Origin of the sequence: Kitasatospora sp. HPM-01-4 (assembly GCF_051374625.1) — a bacterium.
Taxonomy (GTDB): domain Bacteria; phylum Actinomycetota; class Actinomycetes; order Streptomycetales; family Streptomycetaceae; genus Kitasatospora.
The window spans coordinates 2298478-2322642 of record NZ_JBPQGP010000005.1; the positions used below are offsets into that span (position 1 = coordinate 2298478).

The 24165-nt window shown below is 71.9% G+C and carries 17 protein-coding genes; 5 read left to right on the forward strand and 12 right to left on the reverse strand.

Translation table 11 applies throughout. The features are described from left to right. Nucleotides 1-64: 64 nt before the first annotated feature. Genes ACSMTC_RS09740 through ACSMTC_RS09755 form a run of 4 tightly spaced genes read right to left on the reverse strand, consistent with a single transcriptional unit; the run spans nt 65 to nt 2693 of the window. On the reverse strand, nt 65-865 hold the full coding sequence (locus tag ACSMTC_RS09740; protein WP_436559264.1) for an HAD family hydrolase: 801 nt from the start codon (nt 863-865) through the stop codon (nt 65-67). Next, nucleotides 858-1280, reverse strand: coding sequence for a hypothetical protein (locus ACSMTC_RS09745; protein WP_436559265.1), 423 nt, complete (start codon nt 1278-1280; stop codon nt 858-860). The genes ACSMTC_RS09740 and ACSMTC_RS09745 overlap by 8 nt, the downstream gene beginning before the upstream one ends. A gap of 35 nt (nt 1281-1315) precedes the next feature. Beyond that, nucleotides 1316-2005: an SDR family oxidoreductase gene (locus ACSMTC_RS09750; RefSeq protein WP_436559266.1), complete on the reverse strand. Its 690-nt coding sequence runs from the start codon at nt 2003-2005 to the stop codon at nt 1316-1318. Beyond that, nucleotides 1998-2693, reverse strand: coding sequence for a phosphoribosylaminoimidazolesuccinocarboxamide synthase (locus tag ACSMTC_RS09755; RefSeq protein ID WP_436559267.1), 696 nt, complete (start codon nt 2691-2693; stop codon nt 1998-2000). The genes ACSMTC_RS09750 and ACSMTC_RS09755 overlap by 8 nt, the downstream gene beginning before the upstream one ends. A gap of 673 nt (nt 2694-3366) precedes the next feature. On the opposite strand from ACSMTC_RS09755, the gene ACSMTC_RS09760 reads away from it, so the two are divergent. Both ACSMTC_RS09760 and ACSMTC_RS09765 read left to right on the forward strand, forming a co-directional pair. Continuing rightward, entirely contained in the window at nt 3367-4359 is a 993-nt protein-coding gene (locus ACSMTC_RS09760; RefSeq protein WP_436559268.1) for an HD domain-containing protein, read from the forward strand. A 43-nt stretch (nt 4360-4402) separates the two neighbouring features. Then, nucleotides 4403-5614, forward strand: coding sequence for an MFS transporter (locus tag ACSMTC_RS09765; RefSeq protein WP_436559269.1), 1212 nt, complete (start codon nt 4403-4405; stop codon nt 5612-5614). A gap of 107 nt (nt 5615-5721) precedes the next feature. Here ACSMTC_RS09765 and ACSMTC_RS09770 read toward each other — a convergent pair whose 3' ends face one another. The 4 genes from ACSMTC_RS09770 to ACSMTC_RS09785 all read right to left on the reverse strand — a co-directional run bounded on the left by ACSMTC_RS09770 (nt 5722) and on the right by ACSMTC_RS09785 (nt 11042). Next, complete coding sequence (locus tag ACSMTC_RS09770) at nt 5722-7212, reverse strand: aminopeptidase P family protein (RefSeq protein ID WP_436559270.1); 1491 nt, start codon at nt 7210-7212, stop codon at nt 5722-5724. A 482-nt stretch (nt 7213-7694) separates the two neighbouring features. Further along, nucleotides 7695-8660, reverse strand: a complete 966-nt coding sequence (locus ACSMTC_RS09775; protein WP_436559271.1) for a serine hydrolase — start codon at nt 8658-8660, stop codon at nt 7695-7697. Between the two features lie 338 nt (nt 8661-8998). Further along, on the reverse strand, nt 8999-10444 hold the full coding sequence (locus tag ACSMTC_RS09780) for a glyceraldehyde-3-phosphate dehydrogenase (RefSeq protein WP_436559272.1): 1446 nt from the start codon (nt 10442-10444) through the stop codon (nt 8999-9001). Between the two features lie 157 nt (nt 10445-10601). Continuing rightward, nucleotides 10602-11042, reverse strand: a complete 441-nt coding sequence (locus ACSMTC_RS09785; RefSeq protein ID WP_436559273.1) for a hypothetical protein — start codon at nt 11040-11042, stop codon at nt 10602-10604. Nucleotides 11043-11223: 181 nt separating this feature from the next. Here ACSMTC_RS09785 and ACSMTC_RS09790 point away from each other — a divergent pair, with 181 nt between their 5' ends. Together ACSMTC_RS09790 and ACSMTC_RS09795 are read left to right on the forward strand one after the other, a co-directional pair. After that, nucleotides 11224-12153 (forward strand): hypothetical protein, encoded by a 930-nt coding sequence (locus ACSMTC_RS09790; RefSeq protein WP_436559274.1) that lies wholly within the window; start codon nt 11224-11226, stop codon nt 12151-12153. 28 nt (nt 12154-12181) lie between these two features. After that, nucleotides 12182-13891 (forward strand): peptidase M16 family protein, encoded by a 1710-nt coding sequence (locus ACSMTC_RS09795; RefSeq protein ID WP_436559275.1) that lies wholly within the window; start codon nt 12182-12184, stop codon nt 13889-13891. Between the two features lie 43 nt (nt 13892-13934). Here ACSMTC_RS09795 and ACSMTC_RS09800 read toward each other — a convergent pair whose 3' ends face one another. The 4 genes from ACSMTC_RS09800 to ACSMTC_RS09815 form a co-directional block, all read right to left on the reverse strand. Beyond that, a complete protein-coding gene (locus tag ACSMTC_RS09800; RefSeq protein WP_436559276.1) occupies nt 13935-18884 on the reverse strand; it encodes a DUF3320 domain-containing protein in 4950 nt (1649 codons plus the stop codon). Nucleotides 18885-19439: 555 nt separating this feature from the next. Further along, nucleotides 19440-20609 (reverse strand): agmatine deiminase family protein, encoded by a 1170-nt coding sequence (locus ACSMTC_RS09805; protein WP_436559277.1) that lies wholly within the window; start codon nt 20607-20609, stop codon nt 19440-19442. Between the two features lie 122 nt (nt 20610-20731). After that, nucleotides 20732-21895 carry an agmatine deiminase family protein gene (locus tag ACSMTC_RS09810; protein ID WP_436559278.1) on the reverse strand — a complete coding sequence of 388 codons (1164 nt, stop codon included), beginning with the start codon at nt 21893-21895 and terminating at the stop codon, nt 20732-20734. Nucleotides 21896-22393: 498 nt separating this feature from the next. Beyond that, on the reverse strand, nt 22394-22972 hold the full coding sequence (locus ACSMTC_RS09815; RefSeq protein ID WP_436559279.1) for a TetR/AcrR family transcriptional regulator: 579 nt from the start codon (nt 22970-22972) through the stop codon (nt 22394-22396). 242 nt (nt 22973-23214) lie between these two features. On the opposite strand from ACSMTC_RS09815, the gene ACSMTC_RS09820 reads away from it, so the two are divergent. Further along, nucleotides 23215-24126, forward strand: coding sequence for an NAD(P)H-binding protein (locus ACSMTC_RS09820; RefSeq protein ID WP_436559280.1), 912 nt, complete (start codon nt 23215-23217; stop codon nt 24124-24126). The last annotated feature ends 39 nt before the right edge of the window (nt 24127-24165 follow it).

Sequence of the window (24165 nt, forward strand, 5' to 3'; positions counted from 1 at the left end):
CCACCCGGCACGCACCGCCGGGGCGCGCGGGTGGTCCGGGTGCTCCCGGCACGAGTGGCGCCCTTCAGCCCCGGCCGAGCAGCTGGTCGACCAGGTGCGCCACGGCCGCTTCGTCGTTGCTGGGCAGAACGCGGTCGGCGGCCAGGCGGACGGGCTCACAGGCGTTGGCGGGGGCCGCGCCGAGCCCCGCCAGCCGGAGCATCTCCCGGTCGTTGAGTCCGTCGCCGACGGCGACCACCTCGGCCGTGCTCAGGCCGAGGTCCTCGGCGATCCAGGCGAGCACGCCGCGTTTGCCGGTGCCGTGCGGCCCCAGTTCGAGGAAGTGCTCACCCGAGGCGGTGACCTCGGCGGCGTCGCCCACCAGGCTCTGCACCGCGTCGACCAGGCCGACGTCGCAGGACCGGAAGGGGCAGGCCAGGATCTTCACCACCGGCCGGACCTGTTCGACGCCGGACCGCCACTCGACGTTGCTCCAGTGCCGCGCCAACTCCGGTGGGAATCCGGGCTGGACCACGGTCGCGTCGAGCAGGTCGAAGGCCAGGGGCCAGGTCGGACGGGCGTCGCGGAGGACCGCCGCCAGCCGGCGCAGCGTCCCGGCGTGGAACACCAGCTCCCGGCTCGGCCGTCGGGCTCCCGGGCGGAACACCAGCGCACCGTTCCCATGGGCCCAGTAGGCCGTCGCGGGTATGCCCGCCCGGATCTGCGGCGGTACGTCCCTGGGCGGTCGGGCCGTGATCACCGCGACGGCCAGACCGGCCGCCGCCGCCCGGCCCAGCGCGGAGGACACCTCCTCGGGCAGCACCCCTTGGGAGTCCAGCAGCGTCCCGTCCAGGTCGCAGGCGAGCAGCCGGTAGCCGTCAGCCATCCTCGGACTCCTCCAGGAAGCGAAGGGACAGCCGGGCCAGGCCATCAGTGCTCAGTGTGACCTCGACATCGGCCACGCCCACCCGCCGGTGCACCTTCGGCTCGGTGCTGAGCGGCACCCAGAGCCACTGGGTGTCCACCAGCCCCCGGCCGATCACATCGTCGCCGGGCACCGGCGGGAGGCGGTCGGAGACCTCGACAGGGATGTCGTGGACGTCCACCGCGCAGACGGCACCGGACGCGGCGAAGGAGACCCAGCACACGGTGCGGAAGGCCGCCACGGTCGTCTCCGGGCCGTCCGGCTGCGGCAGCAGGACGACCCGGAGCCCGGCACGCTCCTCGTCCCACTCGACCGCCGGTATACCGGGCCGCGCCGCTGCGGACAGCGGCCCGGTCCTGCCTGTGCGCGCTTCCACGGAATCACTCCTGTCGGTTGCAGTTCTTGCACCTCTCAGATGTGCTGCAGGCGATCGAGTCCGACCGCAGGTGGGGTGTCCAGCCTGCCGGGTCGGAGTTCGATCTCCCCGAGAACGGTGTCCGGCGGCGTGGCGGCCGTCCATGACACCACCTCGGCGACCGACTCCACGCTCATCTTGTAGTCGGAGAAGTCGTCGTCGAAGTTGCGGATGGCTCCGGGGCTGAGCAGGGTGGTGCGCACCCCGTGCGGGCGCTCCTCCATCAGCAGCACCTCGGCCACCTGCTTGAGCGCGGCCTTGGTGGCGCAGTACGCCACGCCGCCCTCGAACGCGTGGGTGCCGGCGTGCGAGCCCATCAGCACGATGTGCCCCCGGCTGCGGCGCAGCAGCGGGAGCGCCGCCTGGACGATGCGGATCGGCGCGGTGAGGTTGACCGCGACGGCCTCGTCCCAGTCCCGGTCGGCGAGTTCGGCGACCGTGCCGAAGCCGCGGGTGACGGCGTTGACCACGAGCAGGTCGAGCCGGGAGGCGTCGGCCAGGACCTCGGTGGTGGCCCTGGAGACGGCCGAGGGGTCGGCGAAGTCCACGGTGACCGGGTCGGTGTGGTCCTCGCAGGGGGTGCGGTTGAGACAGCGGACGGTGTATCCGTCGGCGGCCAGCCGGGCCCTGATGGCCCGGCCGGTGCCGCGGTTCGTCCCCGTCACCAGGGCCAGGGCCTCAGCCACCGGAGACCATCGTGATCAGCTCGGTCCAGCGGGCGAGGATCTGCTCACGGGTCGCGCCGTCGCGGAACATGTCCTTGTCGTACGGCAGTCCGTCGGCGGACTTGAGGCGCATGCAGTCCGGGGATATCTCGGAGTTGACCACCAGGCCGTGCTTCTCGTCCGGCGCGATCACCAGGCAGAAGTCCCAGAGGTCGAGCGGGTCGAGGAGCTCGCGCAGGACCGTGTTGCAGTCCAGCGCCACCTGCCGGTAGTGCTCGACGTCGACACCGATCAGGCGGAGGTAGTCCTCGCCGATCGGCTGGTCCTCCGGGTCGACCCGGTAGTCGAACTTCACCACCGGGCGGTCGAAGACCTGGCCCTCGGTGAAGAGTCCGGGGTACTTGCGCAGGGTCGAACCGATGGCCCGGTTCTTGACGATGACCTCGAAGGGCGGCGCCGGCCGGTAGTCCGCCACGTAGCTGACCGGTCCGACCCGCTCGCGAAAGACGGTGTGCACACCGCGCTCGGCGAGCCGTGCCGAAACATACTCGAAGAAGTCGAGACGCAACTCGGCGGTGCCGTCCATGAGTTCGTCTCGATCGAAGGTGAAGCTGCGGAGCGAGGGGATCATCTCGATGAGGCAGCTGCCCGATTCGAGATGCCACAGCCGTTTACTACGGCCCTCGATGTCCGGAGTACGGGAAGTCACAGAAACCGCTTCTAAAGAAGTCACAGGTCGCTCTCAGGAGATCGGGCACAGAATTACCAGAACTTGATGATCGGCGGTGCGGCAAGTCTAGGCACGTGTGACACCGGATGGGAAGGGCTCATGACAATAAGAAGTGCCCCACCGGCCCGGCGAAGCCGCACCTGGTGAGCACGGGCAACTCGGTGCTCGGCAGGCACCACGGGGACCGGTGACCCGGCCGACGGAACGCTACCCGACGGTCCGTCAAAGCAGTGAGCCTTTCTGCGATTCCGTTGTTCTTCCAGGCGTCGGGGCACGGACATTCAGCCGTCGCGGCCAGTCCCCCGGCGTCTGCCGGAACATCTCCGACCCGAGACCCGGGACCGCCGCGTTCCGGGCCCCGGTCCCGCCCAAAGCCGCCCGGCTGCGCGTCCGTTCGGGCGGGGGGCGGAGGGCCGGTCCCGAAAAGCCGCCGATGCCCCCGCTCGAAGAGGGCGCTTGACATGACCGATTCCGGCGAACCATCCTGGCAGGCGGGTCTGGAGAGAAGCCGGATGATCCGCCTATTCGCCGACCGGTCAGCTGACGAAGCCTCAATCATCGACCGGTCGCCCAGACTTCAGCAGGTCGTTTCAACGCCCCGACCCAGCACGGACCGAGGAGTCCGAAGCCAGTGACGTCGATACTTGAGCGCTTGCAAGACCACACCCTCGCGGACCTGGCCGTGCTCGACGTGCCCGCCGACACCAGCCACCTGTCCCGAACCGCCGAACTGGCGGGAAGGATCGCCGACGAGTCGGGACTCACTTCGCGCACCGCCCGGCTCGCCGTCTACCTCTACCACCGCTTCCGTGTGCCCGGGACACGGGACCACCCGGCGGCGAGCACCCGGGCCGCCGCACTCGACCTGCTGACCAGGTCCGGCGTCCCCGAGGAGCTGCACCAGGAGCTGCTCACGGTCGTCGGACCGGGGACACCGTCCGCCGGAGCCCCGTACGGCGCGGCCGTGCTGGACGCCGAACGGCTCGACGCGATGGGCGCGGCCGGGCTGCAGCGCGCGCTCACCGGAGCGGGATCGCCCTGGCACCCGGACGAGCCGGCCGACGGATCATCCCCGCGGCCGACGCCGCCGGAACTCTACGAGGCCCTGGTCCGCTCCGAGCGGGAGCTCCTGACCGAGGCGGCGCGCCGGCTCGCCGCCGACCGGATGGATCTCGTCCACCGCTTCGCCGCGGACTACCGGACGGAGGCGGAGCTCGGCCGGCTCCCGGGCGTGCCCGGCCGGAGCCCGGCCGCAGTGCCCGGGGTGAGCTGGGACCTCAAGGCCGGCTTCCTCCGCGCCGTGGCCCACGCTCCGGGGACCGGCCCGCTGGTCCGGATCGGGTACCGGGGCACGGTCTGGCTGACCTTCGACGACCAGGACCGCCTGCTCGGGATCGACCTGCGCGACGCGCCGCCCGCCCTGGTCGCCATCCTCCCCAACGCCCAGCAGCACCGCTTCTACTGGCACAGCACCGCCCGGGGCAGCGGGATGGCGTGGTGGGCGGACCACGGCAGCAACCACGTCTGGATCACCACCGCGCCCGGCCCGGCACACCACCGGGTGGTCGCCACGGCGGACATCGAAGTCGGCACCCGGGCGGACCGGCCGGTCGTGCTGCACCTGCACGTCCGAAACGGGCGCTGAATCGGCGCGGAGTCCGGGCTGAACTGCTCATAAGGTGACCCCCATGAGCTTTCTGATCTTACTCCGCTCCCCTTTCGTCACCCGTCTGCTGCTGGGCAGTTGGGTCGGCCGGCTGCCGTCCGCGATGGCGGCGCTCACCATCCCGCTGGCGCTGCGCGAGGCGGGAGCCGGCTACGGCTTCGTCGGCGCCGCGGCCGGCTCCTACGCGATCGCCGCGGCGGTCGGCTCCCCGCTGCTGGGCCGGCTGGTCGACCGCTGGGGGCAGACCCGGGTCCTGCTGCCGACCGCCGTACTCTCCGCGGCGGGCTTCGTCGCCATCGCGCTGGCTCCGCGTCAGCCCGTCGCGGTCATCGCCGGGGCCGTGCTCGCCGGTGCGATGACCCCACCGCTGGAACCCTGCCTCCGGGTGCTCTGGCCGGTCATCACACCCGAGGAACGGCTGGAGTCGGCGTACGCACTGGACTCCAGCGCCCAGGAACTCGTCTTCGTGGCGGGGCCGCTGGCGGTGGCGGCGAGCGTCGCCGCGGGGTCTCCCACGCTCGCCCTGTACGTCCAGGCGCTGCTCGGCGTCCTCGGGGTCGCGGTGGTCGCCGGCTCCGCCCCCTCCCGGAACTGGCGGGCCGAGGCGCGCTCCGGCGACTGGCTGGGACCGCTGCGCAGCACCGCTCTGGTCGGCCTCCTCAGCGCGCTGCTCGGTGTGGGCTTCGCCATCGGCACACTGAACGTCCTGGTGGTCTCGTACGCGGAGCGGTGGCAGGTGCCCGGCGGTGCGCCCACCCTGCTCGCCCTCAACGCGCTCGGCTCGCTGGGCGGTGTGCTGGTCTACGGCTCGCGCACCTGGCCGGGCACACTGGCCCAGCGCGGACTGCTGTTCGCCACCGGTCTGGTGGTCGGGTACGGGCTGCTGGTCCTGGTGCCGTCGCCGGTGTACATGGTCGCGCTGATGCTGCTCACCGGCATGTTCCTCGCGCCGCTGCTCACCGTCGTCTTCGTGCTGGTGGGCGGGCTGGCACCGCCGGGCACCAGCACCGAGGCGTTCGCCTGGGTGGTCACGCTGTTCGCCTGCGGCTCCTCGCTGGGCTCCGCGGCGGTCGGGGCCGTGCTGGCGCACGCCGACGAGCACTGGGCGGCCTCGTGCGGCGCCGCGGGTGCCCTGGCCACCCTGGTGATCCTGGCCCTGGGCCACCGGGGCTTCTCCGAGCGGACTCCGGCGGCCGGGGCGGCCCTGGAAACGGCGGACTCGACCCGGGCCTGAGCGGCCCGCCGGACGTGGTGCCCGGTCCCATTCCACCTGGCGCGCACGGCACTTGACCGGCTCCGGGGTCTGCGGAGCCGGTCAGGTGCGCGTCGCCGGGCGGGGCGTCAGGCCCGCAGCCGGGCCAGCCAGGCCTCGACGTCGTCCGCGTGGCGGGGCAGGGCTGCCGAGAGGTTCTCGTTGCCGGCCTCGGTGACGAGGATGTCGTCCTCGATCCGGACGCCGATGCCCCGGTACTCCTCGGGCACCGTCAGGTCGTCCTCCTGGAAGTACAGTCCCGGCTCGACGGTGAGCACCATGCCGGGCCTGAGCGTGCCGTCGACGTGCTCCTCACGGCGGGAGTGGGCGCAGTCGTGGACGTCGATGCCGAGCATGTGGCCGGTGCCGGCGAGGGTCCAGCGGCGGTGCAGGCCGAGTTCGAAGGCCCGGTCCGCCGACAGGTCGCCGAGCAGACCCCAGTCGACCAGGTACCCGGCGAGCACCCGCTGGGCGGCGTGGTGGAAGTCCCGGAACGCGGCACCGGGCTTGACGGCCGCGATGCCGGCCTCCTGCGCGGCGTACACCGCGTCGTAGATCCTGCGCTGCAGCGGGGTGAAGCGGCCGTCGACCGGCACCGTGCGGGTGACGTCGGCGGTGTAGAGGTTGCGGGTCTCCACCCCGGCGTCGAGCAGCAGCAGCTCGCCGGGGCGGGCCTGGCCGTCGTTGCGGACCCAGTGCAGGGTGGTGGCGTGCGGACCGGCGGCGCAGATCGAGCCGTAGCCGACGGCGTTGCCCTCGACCCGCGCACGCACGAAGAACGTGCCCTCGATGAGCCGCTCGGAGGCACCCTCGGCCCGGTCGAGCACCCGCACGACGTCCTCGAAGCCGCGACTGGTGGCCTCGCAGGCGAAGCGCAGCTCGGCGATCTCGAAGTCGTCCTTGACCAGGCGCATCCCGGACAGGAAGACGCGGAACTCCTCGTCCTGCCCGGTGGTCGTCCTGCCCGCGAGGGCGGTCTCGATGCCGGCGTCGTAGCCGCGCAGCAGGCGGACCGGGCCGGTGGCCCGCCCGAGCTCGTCGGCCGCCTTGCGGACGTCCCGGCAGGCCAGGCCGAGGAGTTGCTCGTTCTCGGTGAGGCTGTTGCGGCGGCCGTCCCACAGTTCGCCGTGGTTGTCGAGCCAGAACTCGCCGTTCCCACGCTCGGACCGGGGCCGCAGGTAGACCACGGCCTCGTGGCCGCCGTCCGGCCCGGGCTCCAGGACCAGTACGCCGTCCTCGGACTGGTCGCCGGTCAGGTACGCGTAGTCGGAGGAGGGGCGGAAGGGGTAGTCCGTGTCGTTGGCGCGGGTCTTCGGGTTCCCGGCGGGGACCACCAGGCGCTCGCCGGGGAAGCGGGCCGAGAGTTCGGCGCGGCGGCGGGCGGTGTGCGCGGCCTGCGGGATGGGTTCGAGGTCGCGCCGCTCGGTGTCGGCCCAGCCCTGCCTCATGTTCTCGGCGAGCTCCTCGGTCACCCCGCGGGTCAGGCCGTTCTTCCGGTGCTTGATGCCGTCGTCCGGCCCGCTCCCGGACGCCGGCTCGGTCAGCTCGGTCACTACCGCCTCCTGATTCGGTTCGGTCATGGCCGCCCGGGGGTGGCGCGGCCGTCGTATGGGTGGGTGGCCGGGGCGAGGCGTAACTCTGCTGGTGGGATGGGAGGTTGCGACGCGGCGTCCTGCCTGCCCTGCGGCAGGGGACGGGCTCCCACCGGACCGGTCGCCCGCGCTTTCCGCCGCGCCGGTCCGCCTGCGGTGCCGCCCGCGACCGCCACCCGCGGCGACAACGCCCGTACCTGGTTGCACAGTTGACCAGTCGCCACGGGAATCACCTCAAGCGATCCGGCCCCGCGGAGGCCCATCCCCCCACCCGTGACCGGGGAGCCCGCCCGGTCGGTACGGATCGGGCTCCCCTGCTGGCACGTCCCGTGCATGGTATATCGAACGCCGAAGCGTAGATAGGTCATTGACTCGATCAGCTCTCGCCGCCCGTGCGACCGGCCGCTCCCGTGAGGCCCGCGGCCACTCACACCGCGGGCCCGGCACGCCCGGTGCCCGGGCGGCGTGCGTCAGTGCGCGGCGGGCCCGAACGGCGCCGATCCGTCGGAGACCTCGGACGCTTCGGCGCTGTGGGCGTGGGGGGCGATCCCGGCGGCCGGAGCGGTGCCGTTGAGGTCGCGGTGCACCACCGCCGCGATCCCCTGGATCGTGTCGATTCCGTACTCCTCGGTGTCGTTGTCCTCGGTCAGGACCGCCATCCGGTAGTCCTTGCCGGCGCCGGTGAAGATGCCCAGGCTGTGCACCCGCCAGCCGTGGGTCGCCCGCGGCAGCCAGCCGTTCTTCACATGCACGGTGACCGTGGCCGGCGCGCCGAACGGGGTGCCCCAGCGCTGGTCCGCCTCCACCTGGCTCATCAGCTTCAGGGCGTACGCCTTCCCCGCCGGGGTGAGCACGTTCGGGTTGTCGGTGAAGACGTCCAGCATCCTCAGCTCGTCGGCCGCGGTGATCTGCGTGAGACCCCAGTAGCCGCCGGTGCCGAGCACGGTGTCCTTCATCCCGGCCAGCTGCAGGAAGGCCTGGAGGCGGGACATGCCCAGGTCGTTCCAGAGGTTGGTGGCCGCGGTGTTGTCGGACGCCGTGATCATCTGTTCGAGGTTGCTGTCCTCCCAGTCGGTCAGGTACCGGTGCTCGTCCTCGGCGCGGCGCAGCACGGCGCCCATGACGGTCGCCTTGACGACGCTCGCCGAGTCGTAGTGCGAGGTGGAGTGGTAGGCGCAGGACACACCGGTCCCGGCATCGGACACCGCGAAGGCCACCGTGTCCTGACGGCCCGACAGGACGTCGGCGATATCCCGGGACAGCCGGGCGGCCAACTGCGGATCGCGTACGGAGGAGCAGTAGTCCGGCGTCCTCGACGCGGACGCGGGTGCCGCCTGCGCGTGGGCCGGTAATGCCGGAACCAGCAGAGCCGCTGCCGCGCAGGCGACCAGCCGGGCGAGTGGGCGGCCTATGCCGGCGCGCTGAAACGCTGTCATGCGAAAGGGATCCTTCTGGGCGATCGGATGGACCTGTTGGGAAAGCGGTCGAGCGGTGCGGTACCGGACACGCCAAAGACCGTGTTCTCGGGCCGCGCGTGCCGTGCTTCGAGAGCACGTATGTGTATACACGCGCGTCGGGTCGCCGAGGTTACGCGGGCGGTGGATTTCGGAGCACGCCGACCCGGACGGGCGCGGCAACCGGGTGGTGCGCCGGTCCGGGAATGCGGAAGACCCCCTGCGCGGTCGGTTGCCGCACAGGGGGTCTTCGGCCGCCCCGTCCCTCAGGAGGCGGGCCGGCTCACCGGGATCAGAGCGCCGAAATCAAAGCGCCGGGATCAGAGCGCCGGGGCCGGGTAGGTCGGGTACTCCACGCCGGAGACGTACTGGACGACGCGGATGACCTGGCAGGAGTAGCCGAACTCGTTGTCGTACCACAGGTAGAGGATCGCGTTGTCGCCCTCGACCTTGGTGGCGCCGGCATCGACGATCGAGGCGTGGCGCGAGCCGATGAAGTCGCTCGACACCGCGTCGGGAGCGGTGATGAAGTCGATCTGGCGCTTGAGCGGCGAGGTCAGCGATACCTCGCGGAGGTGGTCGAGGACCTCCTCGCGGGTGGTCTCGCGCGCGAGCTGCAGGTTGAGGATCGCGATCGAGACGTCCGGCACCGGGACGCGGATCGAGCTGCCGGTGATCTTCGCCTGGAGGTCCGGCAGCGCCTTGGCGACGGCGGAGGCGGCACCGGTCTCGGTGATGACCATGTTGAGCGGCGCCGAGCGGCCGCGGCGGTCGGACTTGTGGTAGTTGTCCAGCAGGTTCTGGTCGTTGGTGAACGAGTGGACGGTCTCCACGTGGCCGCGCAGCACACCGTACTCGTCCGCCATCGCCTTCAGCGGCGGGACGATCGCGTTGGTGGTGCAGGACGCGCAGGAGATGATCTGCTCGTCCGGCTTGATCATGTCGTGGTTGACGCCGTGGACGATGTTGGGGACGTCGCCCTTGCCCGGCGCGGTGAGGACCACCTTGGCGATACCGGGGCGGAGGTGCTTCGACAGGCCCTCCCGGTCGCGCCAACGGCCGGTGTTGTCGACCAGGATGGCGTCCTTGATGCCGTACGCCGTGTAGTCCACCGACGTCGGGTCGTCGGAGTAGATCACCTTGATCTCGTTGCCGTTGGCGATGATCTTCTCATTCGCCTCGTCAACGGTGATCGTGCCCTGGAACTGGCCGTGGATCGAGTCGCGCCGCAGCAGCGAGGCGCGCTTGACGATGTCCTCGCCACCGCTGTTGCGGACGACGATGGCCCGCAGCCGCAGGCCGTTGCCCGAGCCGGACTTCTCGATGAGCAGCCGGGCGAGCAGGCGGCCGATCCGGCCGAACCCGTACAGCACCACGTCACGCGGTTCGCGGCACTCCAGTTTGTTCGCGCCCGTGGCGCCGGCGACCGCCTCCGCGGTGAACTCCGCCACCGTGAGACCGCGGTCGTCGGTCCGGTACGTCGCGGCGAGCATACCGATGTCGATCTGGGAGGGGCCGAGATCGAGCGCGGTGAGCGCCTCCAGGAAGGGCAGCGTCTCGGTGACCGAGAGCTCCTCACCGGCTATCTGCCGGGCGAATCGGTGGGTCTTCAGGATGCTGACCACCGACTTGTTCACCAGGGAGCGGCTGTGGAGCAGGACGGTGACGTCCTTCTCCCGGTGCAGCCTCCCGATGATCGGGATCATCGACTCCGCGATCTCCTCGCGGTTCTTCCAGTCCGTGAACACGTCGTCGTTGACAGTCACAAGTCCATCTTTCGAGCTAGGCCGAGCTAGGCGATGTTCACATGCTAGCTTTCGGCCGTTTCACCCGACCGGGCGGACCCGTCCGAGCGCCGGATCCGCCCGCCCGCACCGGGCGCCCGGCACGGGCGGGCGACCGGTGCGGCGCGGCCGGTCCGGGTCAGACCGCGGTGCGGAGCGCGGCTGCGAAGCCGGCGGCGTCGGCCTTGCTGACCGGCGGGAAGAGCACCTTCAGGCCCTGCTCCTGGCCGTCGATCTCCAGCTGGGTGACACGGCCGAGGCCCAGCAGCGCCTTGGCGACCGGGGTCGCGGTGACCAGTTCGCGCGGCAGGACCATCAGCAGCTTCCGCGGCTTGCCGGTCAGCCCGTCCACCTCGAAGAAGAGGATGCGCTGATCGGTCATCACCAGGTACATCGGGCGCGGGCTCGCCGTGGCGATCACCGTGCCCGCGGTGAGGACGCCGACCACCGCGGCGGTCGCGAGCTTGCGCTTCACGGAGACGGACCCGACCTTGACGACGGTCGCCAGCTCGATCCGCTCACCAGCGGTGAGCAGGGGGTTCGCGGCCGCCACCAGCTGCTGCCGACGCTTGTTGTTCATGCTGTTCCTTGGGTTGATCACCGCACCGATGTGCGACTCAGGCGCCGGGAAGCCTAGGGGGCCGATAGCAAACCGGAAGGAATGATTCCGTGAAAACTTTGCACCACACTGCGCGATTGTCCGGTTCTGCCCGGATTCCGCCTGAACTTCCCCGCTGACCAGGGCCTCTACGATCACCGCCATGCGCCCCGTCTTCGACCCGGCGGCCGTCGTACCCGAGCTCACGCGGCTTCACCACGCCGCCGTGGCCGGCGACTGGCCGGCCATCGACGCCCTGTTCGCCGAGGAACCCGACCCCTACGGCACCGTCGTCCTCGCCGACACCCTCGCCGAGGTCCCGGGCGTCGAGCAGCTGCTCGGCCGGGTGCTGGAGCACCAGCCACAGCATCCACTCGCCACCGCCCTGCTCGCCGACCGGCACATCCACCTCGCCTGGGAGGCCCGGACCGGTGCCTGGGCCAAGGACGTCACCCCCGAGCAGTGGGAGGCCTTCCGCGCCCACCTCAACCAGGCCGAGCAGCTGCTCCTGTGGGCCGTCGCGTACGACCCGGGCCACGCCCTCGCCTGGAAGCTGCGGCTCACCACCGCGCTGGGCCTCTCGCTGGGCCTGAGCGAGTCCGAACGCCGCTACCGCAACCTGACCAGGGTGAGCCCCTCGCCGTACGGCGGCCAGCGCACCCGCCTTCAGCAGCTGCTGCCCAAGTGGGGCGGCAGCTGGGAGGCCGCGCACGCCTTCGCCCAGGAGTGCTTCCGCGAGGCCCCGGCCGGCGGCATGGGCGGTGCGGTGGTCGCGATGTACCACGTCGAGCGGTGGAGCAGCTTCGCCGCCAAGGACCGGCCCGAGTACCTGCGGCGCCCCCAGGTGCGCCAGGAGCTCACCGAGGCCGCCGCCGGCTCGGTGCTGCACCCCGCCTGCCGGGCGCGCCACGGATTCGTCACCGCCCACAGCATGTTCGCCATGCTCGCCTCGCTCGCCGACGACCGGCAGGCCGCCGCCGCGCACTTCCGTGCCATGGGCCCGTACGGCCACACCTCCCCCTGGACGCTCCTCGGCGGCGACGCCGAGGCCCTCTTCATCGAACACCGCGACCGCGCCCTGGCACAGGGCTGACGTGCTCCCCACCGCCGGAGGCTCCACCGTGATCCACCAGTTCGAGGTCGACGGCGTGCCCGCCGTCTTCGTCCAGCGCCCCGGGCGGTTCGCCGCCGGCCTGGTCTTCCGGGTCGGCTGGGCCGACGAGACCCTGGCCCGGCACGGCGTCACCCACCTCGTGGAGCACCTCGCGCTGTACCGCAGCGGTGTCGCCGACCACCACCTCAACGGCGCCACCGGCCCGCTGCACACGCACTTCCACCTGGAGGGCACCGAGGCGGACGTCAGCTCCTTCCTGCTCAGCGTCTGCCAGTCCCTGACGGCTCTCCCGATGGAGCGCCTGGAGACCGAGAAGGACATCCTGCGCACCGAGGAGGCCGGCCGCTCGCCCGGTGCCGCCGAGACCACCGGCCAGTGGCGGTACGGCGCGCAGGGCCACGGCCTGTGCAGCTACCCGGAGTGGGGGCTGCACAGCGTCGACGGCCAGGCCGTGCAGCAGTGGGCCGACACCTGGTTCACCCAGGGCAACGCCGCCCTCTGGGTGGCCGGCGAGCGGCTCCCCGCGGGGCTGCGCCTGCCGCTGCGGCCCGGCCCGAGGATGCCCGTCCCCGCCGCCACCTCCGCACTGCCCGTCACGCCCGCGTACTTCTCCGGCGGCAAGGGGCAGGTGCTCTTCGAGACCGTCCTGCCGCGCTCCACCGCCACCGCGCTGTACGCGGCCTGCCTCGACCGCGAACTCTTCCGCGTCCTGCGACAGGAAGGCGGCTACTCGTACACCGCCACCGCCGCCCAGGCGCACCGCGGCGACGGGTGGTCCACCGTGGTCGCCCTCGCCGACGCGCTGCCCGAGCAGCAGGACGCCGTACTCGGCGGCTTCATCGACGTGCTCGCCCGCCTCGCCGCCGTCGGCGTGCCGCAGGACGAACTCGACGCCCTGCGCAGGCGGATCGACGAGGAGTACACCCAGCCCGACGCCGAGGCCGGCCGGCTCTCCGGCCTCGCCGCCGACCTGCTCGGCGGCCTGCCGCTGCGCGGCATCGACGACCTGCGCGCCGAACTCTGGGCCGCCACCACCCAGGACGTCCACGCCATCGCCCAACAGGCCCAGGCCGCAGGGCTGTTGCGCGTGCCGGGCGGACGCCGTGCGGACTGGGCCGGGTACTCCGCCGCCCCGGTCTCCTCGTCGGTGGCCGTCGTCGGCAAGCGCCACCGCTCCCGCGAGAAGGGTGCCCCGGACCTGGTACTCGGTGCCGAGGGCGTCAGCCTGGTCGACGACGAGAACGCCGTCACCGTCCGGTACGACGCCTGCGCGGCCTTCCTCAGCTGGCCCGACGGCGGCCGCCGGCTGATCGGCACGGACGGCATCACCGTCCAGCTCGAACCCGGCTGCTTCGACGTCGACGTGCAGTCCCTCGCCATGGTGGACGCCGCCGTGCCCGCCCACGCCCTGGTACGCATGCCGCCCCGCCAAAAGCGCCCGACCGCACCCAGGGGCGCCTCCGCACCGGCCGCACCGGCAGCGAAGGCCGGGCCGCCCTTCACCAAGGTGCAGCGCCTCATGCTGACGGTGCTCACCGCCGCCGCCTGGATCTGGGGCGTCATCCTCGCGTTCGCGGTGGCGGGGGCGGTCGGCGACACCTCGATACTCACCGACCCGGCCATGTACATCGTCTACGGCGTGATGGGCGCCCTGGAGGCCGCACTGATCCGCTCCGTGCTGCGGCGCCGGCGGCTGAGGAGGGCCGCCGGGAACTGACGGCCCCGCGCGGGCCCGGCGGTGGCCGCCGGGCCCGCGCGGATCACGCCGGGACCACTCTGACCTGGCCGGAGGAGTTGTCGAGCGTGCCCTGCGCATAGAGGTCCGCGAGATCGCTCTCCAGGCCGGCCCTGGTGTCCTTCGTGACCCGCCGCCAGCCGAAGAACTCGCAGGCCTGCCGGACCAGTTCGCCCTCGGACATGCCGGGGCACTCGGCCGCCAGCTCCCGCAGCACGAGCCGGCGCTCACCGGGGGCGACGTGGTCGAACCTGCGCCCGCCGTCGTGCCCGGGGTGCCGGGCCCGCTCCTCTCGCCTGCCCACGGCGTCGGTGAACTCGCCGTCCCGGGCGACCCGGCCCGCCTGGACCAGCCGGCCGAGGACCGTGTTGACGTTGTCACGGATCCGGGCACCGGCCCGGCCGACTCCCCAGACTTCGCGCACCCGCTGGACCAGCAGTTCGTCGTGGATCGGGCCCTCGGCTTCGACAGTCCCGAGCAGGACTCGTTCGATCGCGGGCCGGGCCTCGGGCGTGTGCAGTTCGTGCGCCACGGGGACCGAGCCCCGGTACGCCCGATAGGGAGCGCTCCAGGAGCGGACCGGAGCGGTGACCGGGACGCGTTCGGGTTCCACCGGCGACCGCCCGTGCGGTACCCGGACCGGACCATCGGTCGCGGCATCCTCCGGGCCTGCCGGTGCGCCCGCCGAATCCGCGCCGGGCCCGTCGGTCCCGGTGCCGGACGGGTCCGCCGGTGCGGTCGCCACCGAGGTCTCCGGCGGCCCGCTCTCGACGGCCTCCCGCACGGCCTCGCGCAACCGCTCCTCAGCCTCGGCCCGCCCGCGGTACCAGTCCGTCCCCCAGATCCGGTGGAGTCGCCAGCCGAGACCGGCCAGCACTTGCTCACGCAGTCGGTCCCGGTCCCGTGCCGCCCTGGAGGAGTGGTACATGGCTCCGTCGCACTCGATACCGAGCGCGTACGTGCCGGGGAGCTGCGGGTGGCGCACCCCCATGTCGATGCGGTAGCCCGCGACGCCGACCTGCGGCTGGACCTGGTAGCCCCAGCCGCGCAGCACCTGCAGCACGGACTCCTCGAAGGGGCTGTCCGGCTCGGCGTCCTCCTGGACCAGATCGCCGGCGAGGACGGCGGGCCCGTTCTCGGCGTACTGCAGATAGCGCTTCAGATGGCCGATGCTCTCGTTCGCACTGTCGCCGAGGACGCCGCCGTTGAAGGAGGCGACCACCTCCATCCGGTAGCGGGCGCGGGTCACCGCCACGTTCAGCCGCCGCCAGCCGCCGGCGCGGTTGATCGGGCCGAAACTCATGGCCAGTCTGCCGTGCTCGTCGGGACCGTAGCCGATCGACATGATCATCACGTCGCGCTCATCGCCCTGCACCGATTCGAGGTTCTTGATGAAGAAGCCGTCGAGCCGGTCCTCGGTGAAGCAGCCCTCCAGGTCGGGACGGAGCAGCCGCGCCTGCTGGACGGCCTGCTCGATGGCCGAGGCCTGGGCCTGGGAGAGCGCGACCACCCCGAGGGTGCGGCCTGGCCGGGTGTCGAAGTGGTGGATGACCCGTTCCGCGACGAAGTCCGCCTCGACCCGGTTGTCGCGGCGGCCGCCGCGGTCGTAGACGCCGTTCGCCTTCAGGAACGCGACGCCGACGTCGTTCCCCTCCTCCCGGGCACCGGGGAAGGTCACCATGGAGTTCTGGTAGAAGGAGCGGTTGCTGAATGTGATCAGGTTCTCGTGGCGGCTGCGGTAGTGCCAGCGCAGCGGGAGCTCTCGCATGGCGCCGGCCTTGCACGCGTCCAGCAGCGACTCGAAGGAGTCGGGCACGTCCTCGCCGTACTCGTCGGAGTCGTCCTCGACCGAGGAGTCGAAGAACGAGGTGGGCGGCAACTGCCTGGCATCACCCGCGACCACCAGAGAACGCCCGCGGTAGATGCAGTTGACCGCGTCGCCCGGACGGACCTGGGACGCCTCGTCGAAGATCACCACATCGAACCGGTAGTCCGCCGGGAGAAACTGACTGACCGTCAGCGGACTCATCATGAAACAGGGCTTGACCGACAGCACGACGTCCCGGGTGCGGTCCAGCAGGTCGCGCACCGGCATGTGCCGGGTCTTCAGCTCCGACTGCCGGATGATGACGGCAGCCGCTCCGCCGGCGAAGCTGCGGGGCCGCCGACGGTTGCACGCCTCTATGACGGCTCCGCCCGCCGCGGCGACCAGGCGTCGGTCGGCCTCCCGGAAGTCCGCGACCCTGGCGTCCAGATCGGCGGACCGGGTGGTGCGCAACCGCGCATCGGTCGCCAGGATGTCGTCGGCCCAGGCCTTGAGCACCGCCTGTTCGACGACGGCGGGCAACTGCCCGGGCGCGATGCCCCGCTCGGCTGCGCGGGCGACCAGATCGTCCGCGCCGTGCCCGGCCAGTACCGCCATCCCGTCCCGGTAGGCCCGCCACTCCTGCGGCCCGTTCCGGTCGGCCAGCAGGGCGTCCAGAAGAGCCTGCGCCCGATCGACCGAAGCCGACAGCTCCAGCCACAGCTGCGCACGGCGCGCGGTGTCGAAGAGGTCGCGCAGCGCCGCCGCCGACTCCGACCAGCGGGTGACCCGGCCCCAGGTCGCGTCGCACCAGTCGCCGAGTACCGTGCGGGCGTTGCGGGCCAGCAGCGCCATCAGTTCACCAGGCTCCCCGCCGTCGGCCAGTCGCGCCACGGCGGCGTCCCCGTCCACGGCGCCACGGGTCAGCCGGGCGATGGTGTCGGCGGTGGCCAGCGCCTGCTCGAGCGCGGCGAGCTCCTGCGTGCGGCGAGGCGTGTAGCGGCCGAGCAACTCCTCGTGCGTATCGGCCAGTCGGACGACCTCGGCGGCGGCGGTCTGCCAGGCCAGCGCCTGTCCCAGCCGCCCGCTCAGGCTCTTCTCCCACACTCCGCGGAGCGTGAGAGCGGCCACCGCCTCGCAGTCGGCCCTGAACCGGGCGTTGAACCGCAGGAACCAGCCGTGGTGCTCCTCGGCGAACCGCCGTACCAGCTGGGGCAGTTCGACCGCGGTGAGAACGCCGTCGCCGAACACGTCCGCCGCTGCCGCTCTGGCCTGCTCCTCGGCCGCGAGTGCCGCCCGCAGCTCCTCCGCCGCCCGGTGTGCCCGGCGGAGTGCCGTGTCATCGAACCACTGGGCGGGCGGGCGGTGCACAGCGGCTGCCAGGTCGGCGAGTTGGAGAAGCTCGAACGCCGACTCGGGCATCGTCGGCTCCGGCAGCCCGAGGAGAGCGGCCAGCTGGGCGAGTACGCCGGTGCAGTCGTCCGGCAGAGCGGTACCGGCGCCGGACAGACGATCCGGAAGGCCGCCGCGGACGGTTCGCACCAGCTGCTGCACCGCGTCGACGGTGGTCGGCTCCGGTAGCGAGGCCGCGAAGGGACGCCGCTCCACAGCCACCCGCAGCGCCCTGAGCCCGTCGGCGGCCTCCTCCGCCACGGCGAGCGCGCCGTCGCCGGCCAGAGCGCGCCAGACGAACGCCTCCCCCTCCCCGACCGGGCGCCACGCACGGCTGACGGCCGCGGCGGCATCAATCAGCCGCTGCAGGTGCCCGGCTCCGAGCGCACGTACTGCCGGGGTGTTCCGGCTGCTCAGCGACACCTGAGGGGTCCCGGCCGAGTCAAGCAGCGCCAGCCGCCCGAACACGTCGTGCAGCGTGCGCCGGAGCGGCTCGCGCGGCTGGTTCATGGCCGCGGCGTACGCGGAGAGTTCCTCTCGCAGCAGACGGGCCCGGTCCAGCTCGTGCTCGGCCGCGCCCGTGACCCGGGCCTCGGTGGTGAGCACCCGGGCGAGCTCCGTCGCGACGGCCTTCTTGGTGGTGTCACCGCTGTGCAGGGACAGGACGAAGTCGCCCAGGCCGACGCCGCGCAGGCGGTTGCGCACCACGTCCAGCGCCGCCGCCTTCTCGCTGACGAACAGGACGCTGCGCCCCGAGTGCATCAGTGCGGCGATCATGTTGGTGATGGTCTGGCTCTTGCCGGTGCCGGGCGGACCGCTCATGACGAACGAGCGCCCGTCGAGCGCGGCGGCGATGCACTGGCGTTGCGAGGCGTCGGCGTCCAGGACCAGCGGTGTCCGCTCGGGCAGCTGGATCTCGTCGATCCGCTCCACCTCCGGCGGCTCGAAGTCGATCAGGTCGGCGGGCAGACCCGCGTCGGGCCCCAGTGCTATGGCGCGCGCCAGCGGGTGGTCCAGGATCCGCTCCTCGTTCTGCAGGAGGTCCTGGTACATGAACTCCTTGTACGAGGCGAACAGGCCGAGCACGACCCGGTCCTCGACCGTCCAACCGTCGTGGGCGGCGGCCACGGCACGGGCGGCGGCCAGCACCGCTGGCACCTCGGCGACGTCGGCTCCGGTCACCGGGCTCCAGTCGACACCCAGCCGGTCCATCTTGACCGCGAGCGCCGGGTTGTGGATCCGCTCCTGGTCCTCCCTCGGGTACAGCCGGGCACTTCCCCGGCCGTCACGCCGCAGCTCGACCGGGACCAGCAGCAACGGGGCCGAACTGCTCTCGTGGGCGCCTTCCTCGCGCCAGTCGAGCATGCCGACACCCAGCCACAGCACCCACAGACCGTAGTCGTTGAACATCTGGCCCGACTTGCCGCGCAGCACGTAGAGCGCGGTGTTCAGGGACGCCTGGGTGGTCTTCTGCGTGACCAGCGTGCGGAGTTCCCGCGGGGGCGCGTCGGCCGACCGGACGGCGGGGCTCTTCTCCTCCGCCACGGCCGCGAAGTCCCAGCCCTTGAGCGCTCCGGTCAGACCGGCCAGGACGGAGGCGGCGTCCGGTGCCACCACCTCGAGAGTGGCCGTCCGGGTGTGACGGAAGTTCAGCAGCCGATTGCGCCCGCCCATGTCCAGCAGGGAGTCGCGCCACCCGCCCAGGACGGCTTTCAACCGGTCGAGGCCGGGATCGCTGCGTTCGGACGGGGCGGATCGGGGCGTCGACCACTCACGCATGTACGCAGCTACCTCCACGGCGGAGCGCACCTCGCGGTTCGGTCCGCCAACAAGCCGGCGTTCCTGTACAGGATTCCCACATGTCTTATCAGCCGGACCTCATATCCCGCACCCGAACGGTCATTTCGTCCCATGGGAACGGCAACCGCGCGATCCGGGCGCGGCCTCTCGGCGCACGGGCGGGAGCGGATACCGGGGAGCGTCGCGCCGGGCCGCCGCCGGGGGTCCGGGAGCGGTTCCGCGAAGGGATGCGCCGCAGCGATTCCGTACAGGACAGACGGTGGTCGCGATGGGACTGCCGCCGCACGCGTACCGGATCCAGCCGCGGGTCCGGCGGGCGCGCTCGCTGCCGACCGAGGGACGGTCGCTCTCGGAGGTGGCCCGGACGGTCGGCTTCTACGACCGGGCCCACGTCACCCGGGCGTTCAAACGCTATGTGACCCGGGGCAGTTCCCGCTCGCCCGCGAGGCCTGACGCAAGGCCCGAGGGAGCCTTCCGGGACTCCGGCCCGGGTGCGCGCGGGCGCTCCCGGGCCGGGTGCCGCCCGGGGACGGGTCAGCCGGCGGGCTGGTCGTGGGTGGAGCAGTGGATGCCGCCACCGCCGGAGGCGATGGTGTCGATCTGGATCGGGACGATCTCGCGGTCCGGGAAGTGGTCCTTCATGATCTCCTGGGCGTGGCCGTCGGCCCTCTGGTCGCCGAACAGCGGCAGGTAGACGCCCTTGTTGCCGATGTAGAAGTTCATGTACGAGGAGACGAAGGCGTCGCCGCGGCCGGTGATCTGGTCCGGGTCGGGCTGCTGGATCTCGATGACCTTCAGCTTCTTGCCGGTCGCGTCGGTGGCGTCCGCCAGGACGGACCTGGCCTGGTCGGCCGAGCGCGACCAGACGTCGGCGGGCAGGCCCGGGAACGCCTGGTCGAGGAAGACGACGCCCGGGGCGGCGAAACGGGCCAGGCAGTCGACGTGGGCGTCGGTGATGTCCTTGCCGCGCACGCCCGCCAGCCAGATCACCTTGGTCACGCCCAGGGCCTGCTTGAGCTCCGCCTCGATCTGGTCCCGGCTCTTGCCGCGGTTGCGGTTGTCGTTGACGACCGAGCTCTCGGTGACCATCAGGGTGCCCTGTCCGTCGGTCTCGAACGAGCCGCCCTCGGCGACGACAGGGGTCGCGATCCGGTCGATGCCGTACTTGGTCAGAACCGCACGGGCGATGCGGGCGTCGTTGGCGTGCTGCTGCTTGCCGCCCCAGCCGCTGAAGTTGAAGTCGACCCCCTTGACCTTTCCGGCCTCCTCCACGAACACCGGCACGGTGTCCCGGGCCCACAGATCGTCCAGCGGGGTGGAGAAGATCTCTACGTCCGAGCCGCAGGCGTTCCGCGCCGAACTCTCCTGGCCCGGCTTGACCAGCAGAACCACCGGCTCCCGGCTGCCGATCGCCCGCGCCACACCCGCGATGTCCTTGCGCACGGCTTTGAGCTGGCCGCCCCAGATGTCCTCCGAGGCCGGCCACGCCATGAAGGTGCGCTCGTGCTTCTCCCACTCGGCACCGAACTTGCGTCCCCGGGTCGCACCGGTCGGCCCGCCGGGCTGGGCGGTCCCGTCGGCCGTCGGTGCGCCGGGGTCGGCCGTGTCATCGGGACCGGCGCAGGCGGCGGCGCCGAGTGCGACGAGGCCGGCACCGGCGACGGACCGCAGCACGGTACGGCGGGAAGGAGCGGACGGGAACATGAGGTTCTCCAGGGTGGCAGGCGGAGCGAGTTCCGGGGCGGCCGGATCTCTGCGGGCGGAGGGCTGCTGAGCGGTGAGGGCGCGCGGCGGCGGGCTCGTGCTCAGGTGGAAGGCCGGGCGTACTACGGGAGCGGCTCCTGCATCGTCGAACAGTGGATGCCACCGCCGCCGGCCATGAGCCGGTCGACGTCGAGCTGCACGACCTCACGGCCGGGGAAGGCCGCCTCCAGCGTCCGCCTGGCGGCCGCGTCCTTGTAGCCGTCGCCGAACTGGGCGGCGATGACCGCGCCGTTGACGACATGGAAGTTGAGGTACGAGTCGACGAAGTCGGAACTCCGCGAGCGGACCGTGTCCGGACCGTCGACCCGGATGACCTCCAGCCGGCGTCCGCGAGCGTCGGTCGCCCCGGCGAGGATGGCGAACTGCTCGCGCGCGTCCCGGGCCCAGGCGTCGTTGCGGTCGTCGGGCGGCAGCTGGACCATGACCACGCCGGGACGGACGAAGCGGGACGTGACGTCGATGTGGTCGTCGGTGATGTCCTTGCCCTTGATGCCCGGCACCCAGATCATCTTGTCCGCGCCGTAGACGTCGAGGACCGCGGCCTCGACCTCCTCGCGGCTCCACCCGCGGTTGCGGTTCTTGTTGACCAGGCTGCTCTCGGTCGCCATCACCGTCCCGTCGCCGTCGGTCTCGATGCCCCCGCCCTCACCGACGAAGTCGGCGCGGATGAAGGGCACGCCGTTCAGATGGGCGACGTTCTCCGCGACGTGGGCGTCGTCGGTGTGGACCTGCTTCCGTCCCCAGCCGTTGAAGTTCAGCCCGACCGCCTGGAGTCCGCCGCGGCCGTCGCGCCGGAAGACCGGGGCGATGTCGCGCATCCAGAGGTCGTCCGTCGGGATCGAGCCGATCACGGAGACGGTGGGGCCGCACCAGTACTGGGCCTCCGAGACCGAGTAGTCGTCCGGCGCGCACATCACCACGGGCTCGTAGCGCGCGATGGTGCGGGCGATCAGCGCGATGTCCTCCTGCACCCCTCGCAGCCGGCGTCCCCAGACCGACTTGCGCGACGGCCAGGACATCCAGGTCCGCACGTGCGGGACGTCGTCCATGGGCACTCGGGGCCGCAGTGCGGCGCCGCCCTCGGCGGCGAATGCCGGTGAACCGGCGAACATCTGGGAGCCGAAGGCGAGTCCGGCCGTCCCCAGGCCCGCGGCACCGAGCACGGCGCGGCGGGACGGACCGATGAGGTGGTCACCGAGCGTAGGGCGGGTGTACGGGTCACTCATGGGGATCTCCAGACTGAGTATTGCTCTGCCCCCGGAGGGCGGCAAACGCCCGATTTGAGGGGAGACGTCGACGAAGCAGGCCCGTTCGCACGGGCGAGGCGGCTGGGCACCGACGTGAAGGCCCGGCCGCAGCAGCCGGCGGTGACACTCGCGCTCATCCGCTCCCGTCGACCCGGCTGCATGACTCACTGTGACACTGACTGAAAAGTCAGTCAAGTTGTCGAAGCTGGGCCTCGCACTTGGTGATGACTACCGGGCATGCGGTGTTCCGCGACGTCACGGCGTCGACGCGCACCGGGCGGACCGGCGGACGGGCCGCCGGCTGCGGCGTTGCCCGCCCCGGTGGTCACCCGGCTCGCGCCTGGACCGTGTACGGAGCGTGTCGGGCGCCCCATCCGGAGACCAGGGCGCCCGCAAGCCCTTGCGAGCAGCCGTACGCGGCGATCCGGTCCGTGTCGTGGGAGGGTGGGCGCGCCGTGCGGCGGGGCTTCCGGCCCGCTAACGGCGCAGTCGCTCCACCTCTGCGTCGATGGCGGCCGCCATCAGGGTGCGGGCGTGGTCCAACGGCAGCCCTCCGCTGAGCCAGCGCACGCTCAGCCCCTCCAGCAGGGCGGTGAGCCGCTCGGCCGTTCCGGCCAGTGCCATCGCCGACGCCATCGGCTGGACCCGCCCGAGAATCTCGGCGATCTCCTGGACCCAGACGAGGGTGGCCCTGGCCAGGTCCTCGCGCAGGTCGGGCTCGAAGACCGCGCTGGCCCGCAGTTCTCCCCAGGCCGTGCTGTTCTCCCGCACCTCGGGGGTGTCCTGGAACTCCAGCAGCAGGACCTGCTCCAGCTCCTCACGGGGACCCAGGGGCTCGCCGGCCGTCACCTGCTCCCTGGTGTAGTGCTCGGCGCGGTCGCTGATGAACTCGAGAGTCTGGCGAAGGATCCCCGTGCGGTCCTTGAAGTGGTAGTAGATCAGCGCGGTGGACACGCCGGCCTCCGAGGCGAGTTCCTCCACACGGAGACCACGGACCCCTCGCCGTGCGATCACGCGCGCGGCGGCCTCCAGGATTGCTGTTCTACGACCGGCCATAGTCCGACACCCTACGCGACTTCTTGTACACGACTCCCGTGCACCCCCGCGCTGACTGAAATATCAGTAGACCACGCCGATGGGGCCGAGGCCTGGTCGCAGTACCTGCTCGACCGCGGGATCCTGCCGTCGCCCGCGGCCGCCACGGCCGGTGGGCGAGCGCGAGCCGGAACGGGAGAGGAAGCTCAGAGGACGGGGGTGGCAGGCCGCTGCCACCCCCCTACGGCTGGAGGTGAGGGTTCATGGACGGACCGCTGATTCTTGTCACGGGTGCCGCGGGCAGTGTCGGGGCGGTGGGCCGGTCGGTGGTGGAGGACCTCAGGAGGCGCGGCCTGCCGGTGAGGGCGATGGTCCGGCGTGAGGACGAGCGTGCCGCGGCCCTGCGCGCGACGGGTGCCGAGGTGGTGATCGGGGACCTGACCCGGCCCGCCGACGTCGTACGCGTGCTGGACGGGTGCTCACGTATGTACTTCGGCATGGCCGTGTCGTCGCAGTACCTGGAGGCGGCCCTGGTCACGGCGGCCGCGGCGCGTGCCCGGCAGGGACTGGAAGTGTTCGTCAACATGTCCCAGATGACCGTCTCCCAGATGGACCTGACCAGCACCGAGGAGTCGACGCAGCAGCGGCAGCACTGGCTGACGGAGCAGGTCCTGAACTGGTCGGGCCTGCCGGTGGTGCACATCCGGCCGACCGTGTTCATGGAGAACCCGCTGTTCCGGCTCGCCTTCGCCTCGGTCGCCCGGAACGGGGAGCTGCGACTGCCGTTCGGCACCGGCCGTACCTCGCCCATCGCCGCCCGGGACGTCGCCGCGGTGGTCGCCGAGATCCTGGCGGACCCCGCACCGCACATCGGCCGTGTCCACGAGCTCACCGGACCGGTCTCCGAGGACCTGACGGCGATGGCGGCCGAGCTCAGCAAGGCCTTGGACCGCCCGGTCGTCTACGTCGACCCGCCCTACGAGGAGTGGGTCGAGCACGACCTGCGCGGCCAGGGGCTGCCGGATCACGTCCTCGACCACCTGTCGACGATGGCGCGCCTGCACGCGGAGAACCGGTACGACCGGGTGACCGGGGAGGTCGAGCAGATCACCGGGCATCCGGCGACCGGCGTCCGCCAGTTCGCCGAGAGCAACCCCGGGCTGTTCACCCCCTGACGCCGCGGACCGGTCCGCCCCAGGCCCTGGGCCGGTGGT

Bases quoted from the DNA above. Each gene is read 5' to 3' on its own strand.
- ACSMTC_RS09785 (WP_436559273.1), bottom strand. From the start codon at position 11,042: ATGAACAACAAGCGTCGGCAGCAGCTGGTGGCGGCCGCGAACCCCCTG.
- ACSMTC_RS09810 (WP_436559278.1), bottom strand. From the start codon at position 21,895: ATGAGTGACCCGTACACCCGCCCTACGCTCGGTGACCACCTCATCGGT.
- ACSMTC_RS09770 (WP_436559270.1), bottom strand. From the start codon at position 7,212: ATGACCGAACCGAATCAGGAGGCGGTAGTGACCGAGCTGACCGAGCCG.
- ACSMTC_RS09790 (WP_436559274.1), top strand. From the start codon at position 11,224: ATGCGCCCCGTCTTCGACCCGGCGGCCGTCGTACCCGAGCTCACGCGG.
- ACSMTC_RS09800 (WP_436559276.1), bottom strand. From the start codon at position 18,884: ATGCGTGAGTGGTCGACGCCCCGATCCGCCCCGTCCGAACGCAGCGAT.
- ACSMTC_RS09765 (WP_436559269.1), top strand. From the start codon at position 4,403: ATGAGCTTTCTGATCTTACTCCGCTCCCCTTTCGTCACCCGTCTGCTG.
- ACSMTC_RS09775 (WP_436559271.1), bottom strand. From the start codon at position 8,660: ATGACAGCGTTTCAGCGCGCCGGCATAGGCCGCCCACTCGCCCGGCTG.
- ACSMTC_RS09805 (WP_436559277.1), bottom strand. From the start codon at position 20,609: ATGTTCCCGTCCGCTCCTTCCCGCCGTACCGTGCTGCGGTCCGTCGCC.
- ACSMTC_RS09740 (WP_436559264.1), bottom strand. From the start codon at position 865: ATGGCTGACGGCTACCGGCTGCTCGCCTGCGACCTGGACGGGACGCTG.
- ACSMTC_RS09820 (WP_436559280.1), top strand. From the start codon at position 23,215: ATGGACGGACCGCTGATTCTTGTCACGGGTGCCGCGGGCAGTGTCGGG.
- ACSMTC_RS09815 (WP_436559279.1), bottom strand. From the start codon at position 22,972: ATGGCCGGTCGTAGAACAGCAATCCTGGAGGCCGCCGCGCGCGTGATC.